Genomic DNA, 3,895 nt, shown 5'->3' on the forward strand with positions numbered 1-3,895 from the left:
TGTCCGCCGACGGCTCGCAGGTCGTCGGCGGACAGGTCACCGACCCGGCCCAGGACACGGCCGCCCAGGACGCGGAGGTCCACGCCACCGTGCTCACCGTGGTCCTCAGGAACGACTCCGACGACCTGAAGGTGTTCGAGCGGATCACCGTCCGGACCGAGGACTTCGTTCCGGTCACCGAGTGCGTCGACGGCGTCGGCGGACCCATCGAGGTGACGGCCTCCTACGAGATCGACCTGCCCGCGGTGGGCGAGGAGTCCTCCACCGACATCGCCTACGCCCTGGAGCCCAAGAAGGCGGAGGCGCTCGAACTCCCAGTGGGTGCCAACGACCTGGGCGGGGGCGTCGCCCTGGTCCGGATCACCCTGCACGAGAGCGGGGGCGACACCGAGGATGTGGGGAGTATCGCCGTGCTGACCGTCCCGGGCACCTGGAACCTGTACCCCCGCCCCCTGCACCGGCTCGACATGGGGAGTATGCCCTCGCCCCGGTGCGTGCACGAGACCCACGACGGCCTCCTCGCCCTCATCGGGGAGGCCCCCGAGGTCGCCGACAACGTCCGCACGCTCACCGAGAACGTCGGTGAGACCTCCCGGCAGCTGGGCGGCTGAGCGGTCCGGACGCCGGGCCCCGGTTCCGGAGGGCGCGTGCGGAACGGAGGCCGTGACCGGGCCGATCGCCGGGGGGAGAGTGACGTCGCAGCCAGAACCTCTCCGACGGCGGCTCGACCGCGCTCGGGCCCGAGGAGGCCCGTCGGGGCAGCGGTGTGCTCGCGGACGGGAACACGTTCACCCCGGCCTTTCCCGAGACCGGCGACGGCGGGGCCGTCACGCGGGTCGACGTCCGGCCCCCGCCCGGCGGCAGGGCTTCCCGGTCCGGACATCCGACCTCTAATCTGGCTCGCATGAACGCCACCGCGGGCAACGGCGCCCCCACCCTCACCATCCCCATCGGATACAACGGCCCCGACGGTTCGGGCAACGGCGGCTACACCGCCGGACTGCTCGCCGCGCGGCTCACCTCCGTCGGCGGACCGGCCGTGCGGGTCACCCTGCGCACCCCGCCGCCCCTGGGCCGCCCGCTGACGGTGGAGAGCGGCCCCGAGGGCGCCCTGCACCTGACCGACTCCGGCGCCGGGGAGGACGCCCGCCTGGTGGCCGAGGCGGTGACCGCCGACCTCCCCCGTGACTCCGCCATTCCCGGCGGCCCCGTCACCGTGCCCGAGGCCCGCGAGGCCGAGGAGCGCTACGCGGGCCTGACCGACCACCCCTTCCCGCGCTGCTACAGCTGCGGCCCCGAACGCGCCGAGGGCGAGGGCCTGCGCCTGTTCGCCGGTTCCGTGCGCCCGGGCACCGGCCCCGACGGGGTCGGCAACACCGTCGCCTGCGCCTGGACCCCGCACCCGTCCCTGGACGAGGGCTCCGACGCGGTCGGCCCCGCCCAGGTGTGGGCCGCACTGGACTGCCCCGGCGGCTGGTCCAGCGCCATCTCCGGCCGCCCCGCCCTCCTGGGCCGCATCACCGTCCGCGTGGACGAGCTGCCCAGGATCGGTGAGGCCCACGTGGTGATGGGGTACCTGGAGGCGGTCGACGGCCGCAAGATCACCACCGCCAGCGCCCTCCACGACGGCGAGGGCCGCCTCCTGGCCCTGGCGAGGGCCACCTGGATCGCGCTCCGGGCCTGATCCGGGGCTCCGCGAGCCGCTACGGTGAACCCTTGTGGCACTCGAACGCGCGCGGCCGGCCGCGCTGACCGACAGCAGTGACGCCTCCGGCGCGCCCGCGCCGCAGGCCTCGGCCCCGCGCGGAGGGCGGGGCGCGCGCGGACGCGACCCCGAGCGGCGCCGCGCCATCCTGGACGCGGCCGACCGGGTGATCCAGCGCGACGGCCCGGACGCGTCGATGGTGGTCATCGCGGCCGAGGCCGGGATCAGCAAACCGATCCTGTACCGGCACTTCGGTGACAAGGGCGGCCTGTACCGGGCACTCGCCCGGCGCCACGTGGACCCGCTCATCGAGCGCATCCGCGAGGAGCTGCACCAGCACACCGAGTTCGAGGTCCGGGCCCGCGCCACGGTCGGCGCCTACCTGTCGATGATCTCCCAGAACCTCAACCTCTACCGGTTCCTGATGGACCGGGCCACCTCCGAGGACTCCCGGACCCGCGGCGACCTGGGCATGATGGTCCGCCGCCTGGGCGAGGAGCTCGCCGACCAGCTCGTCGCCGAACGGCGCGTCGGCGACCGCCCGCGCTCCCAGATCGTCGCGCACGCCGTCGTGGGCATGGTGCAGGCGGCGGGGGAGTGGTGGCTGGAGCACCCCGAGGTCGGCGAGGAGGAGATCATCGACGACCTCACCGCCGCGGTGGTCGGCGCCATCCGCGCCGGCGAGACCTAGACGGTTTTTTCGTTCCCTCCCTTGACCTGGAGTGCGCTCCAGGTCCCATGCTTTCTGTTCATGAGGGACTACTACACGCCGGGCCAGGTCGCGCAGCGCTTCGACCTCACCCTGGACACCCTGCGCTACTACGAGAAGGCGGGGCTGCTGCGCCGGGTCGAGCGCTCTCCCAGCGGGCACCGCCGCTACCGGGCCGACGACGTCGAACTGCTCGACATGATCCGGTGCCTGCGCGAGACCGACATGCCCATCGTCCGGCTGCGCGAGTTCGCCGAGCTCATCCGCGAGGGCGAGCACACCGTTCCCGACCGCCTGGACCTGCTCCAGGGCCACCAGGAGCGGCTGGACGAGCGCATGGAGGAGATGCGCCGGTGCCAGACGGTGATCCAGCACAAGATCGACTACTACCGCGGCGTGCTCGCCGCCCGCGCCCCCGAACCCCTCAAGGAGACCTCCTGATGCGCTACACCACCATCGGCGACCGCCGCGTCAGCGCCCTGTGCCTGGGCGCGATGAAGTTCGGCAGCGAGACCGACGACGCCACCTCCGCCGCGCTGCTCGACCGCTTCGTGGCGGCCGGGGGCACCTTCGTGGACACCGCGGACTGCTACCAGTACTGGGTGGAGGGCTTCGAGGGGCACGAGAGCGAGACCTTCCTGGGCCGCTGGCGGCGCGAGCGCGGCGTCACCGACGAGGTGGTCATCGCCACCAAGCTCGGCGCGCAGCCCACCGTGCCCGGCACCGGCGCGGAGACCAAGGAGGGGCTGTCGGCGCGGGCCGTGGCGACGGCCGCCGAGCGCAGCCGCGAGCGCCTGGGCATGGACCGCCTGGACGTGCTCTACGCCCACAACGAGGACCCCAGAACCCCGCTCCCGGAGACCCTGGAGGCCTTCGCCGCCCTGGTCGGCGAGGGCGCCGTCTCCCACCTGGGGCTGAGCAACCACCGCGCCTGGAAGCTGGAGAGGGCCCGCGCCGTCACCGAGGCCCGGGGGTGGCCGCGCCCCCGCGTGCTCCAGTACCGGTACAGCTACCTCCAGCCCCGCCTCGACCTGCCGCTGCGGTCCGCGGGCCACATGCACGCCACGCCCGAACTCCTGGACTTCGTCCGCGCCGAGGCCGCAGAGGGCCGCGAGTACACGCTGGTCGCCTACACCTCGCTGCTGTGGGGCGCCTACACCCGTCCGGAGAAGGCCGCCGAGCTGGACCGGGCCTACGACCACCCGGGGACCCCCGCCCGCCTGGCCGTCCTGGACGAGGTCGCCCGCGAGACCGGAGCCACCCGCAACCAGGTCGTGCTCGCCTGGCTCATGGGCAGTGACCCGAAGGTGGTGCCGCTGGTGGGGGTGAGCTCCCTGGAACAGCTGGACGAGGCGATCGAGGCCACCGACCTGGTGCTCAGCGACGAGCAGTGGAGGCGCATGGCCGAGGCGGGGTAGCCGGTGGCCGACGGAGAGGGCCGGGCCGCCGCGTCGTCCGCAGGGTGAGGGCCCGACCCGGCG

At 73.8% G+C, this 3,895-nt stretch carries 5 protein-coding genes; all 5 read left to right on the forward strand.

Annotation, left to right across the window (positions count from 1 at the left end):
- Positions 1-611 (forward strand): hypothetical protein (locus DQW06_RS22625; RefSeq protein ID WP_117199273.1); only part of this gene is annotated, 611 nt, incomplete at its 5' end.
- Between the two features lie 293 nt (positions 612-904).
- Entirely contained in the window at positions 905-1,684 is a 780-nt protein-coding gene (locus tag DQW06_RS22630) for a hypothetical protein (protein ID WP_117199274.1), read from the forward strand.
- Between the two features lie 34 nt (positions 1,685-1,718).
- Positions 1,719-2,396, forward strand: a complete 678-nt coding sequence (locus tag DQW06_RS22635; protein WP_013152473.1) for a TetR/AcrR family transcriptional regulator — start codon at positions 1,719-1,721, stop codon at positions 2,394-2,396.
- Between the two features lie 60 nt (positions 2,397-2,456).
- Positions 2,457-2,855 (forward strand): MerR family transcriptional regulator, encoded by a 399-nt coding sequence (locus tag DQW06_RS22640; RefSeq protein WP_013152474.1) that lies wholly within the window; start codon positions 2,457-2,459, stop codon positions 2,853-2,855.
- Positions 2,855-3,832 carry an aldo/keto reductase gene (locus DQW06_RS22645; RefSeq protein WP_013152475.1) on the forward strand — a complete coding sequence of 326 codons (978 nt, stop codon included), beginning with the start codon at positions 2,855-2,857 and terminating at the stop codon, positions 3,830-3,832. Before DQW06_RS22640 ends, DQW06_RS22645 begins: the two co-directional genes overlap by 1 nt.
- Positions 3,833-3,895: the final 63 nt, after the last annotated feature.

Origin of the sequence: Nocardiopsis sp. TNDT3 (assembly GCF_003427465.1) — a bacterium.
Lineage (GTDB): Bacteria > Actinomycetota > Actinomycetes > Streptosporangiales > Streptosporangiaceae > Nocardiopsis > Nocardiopsis dassonvillei.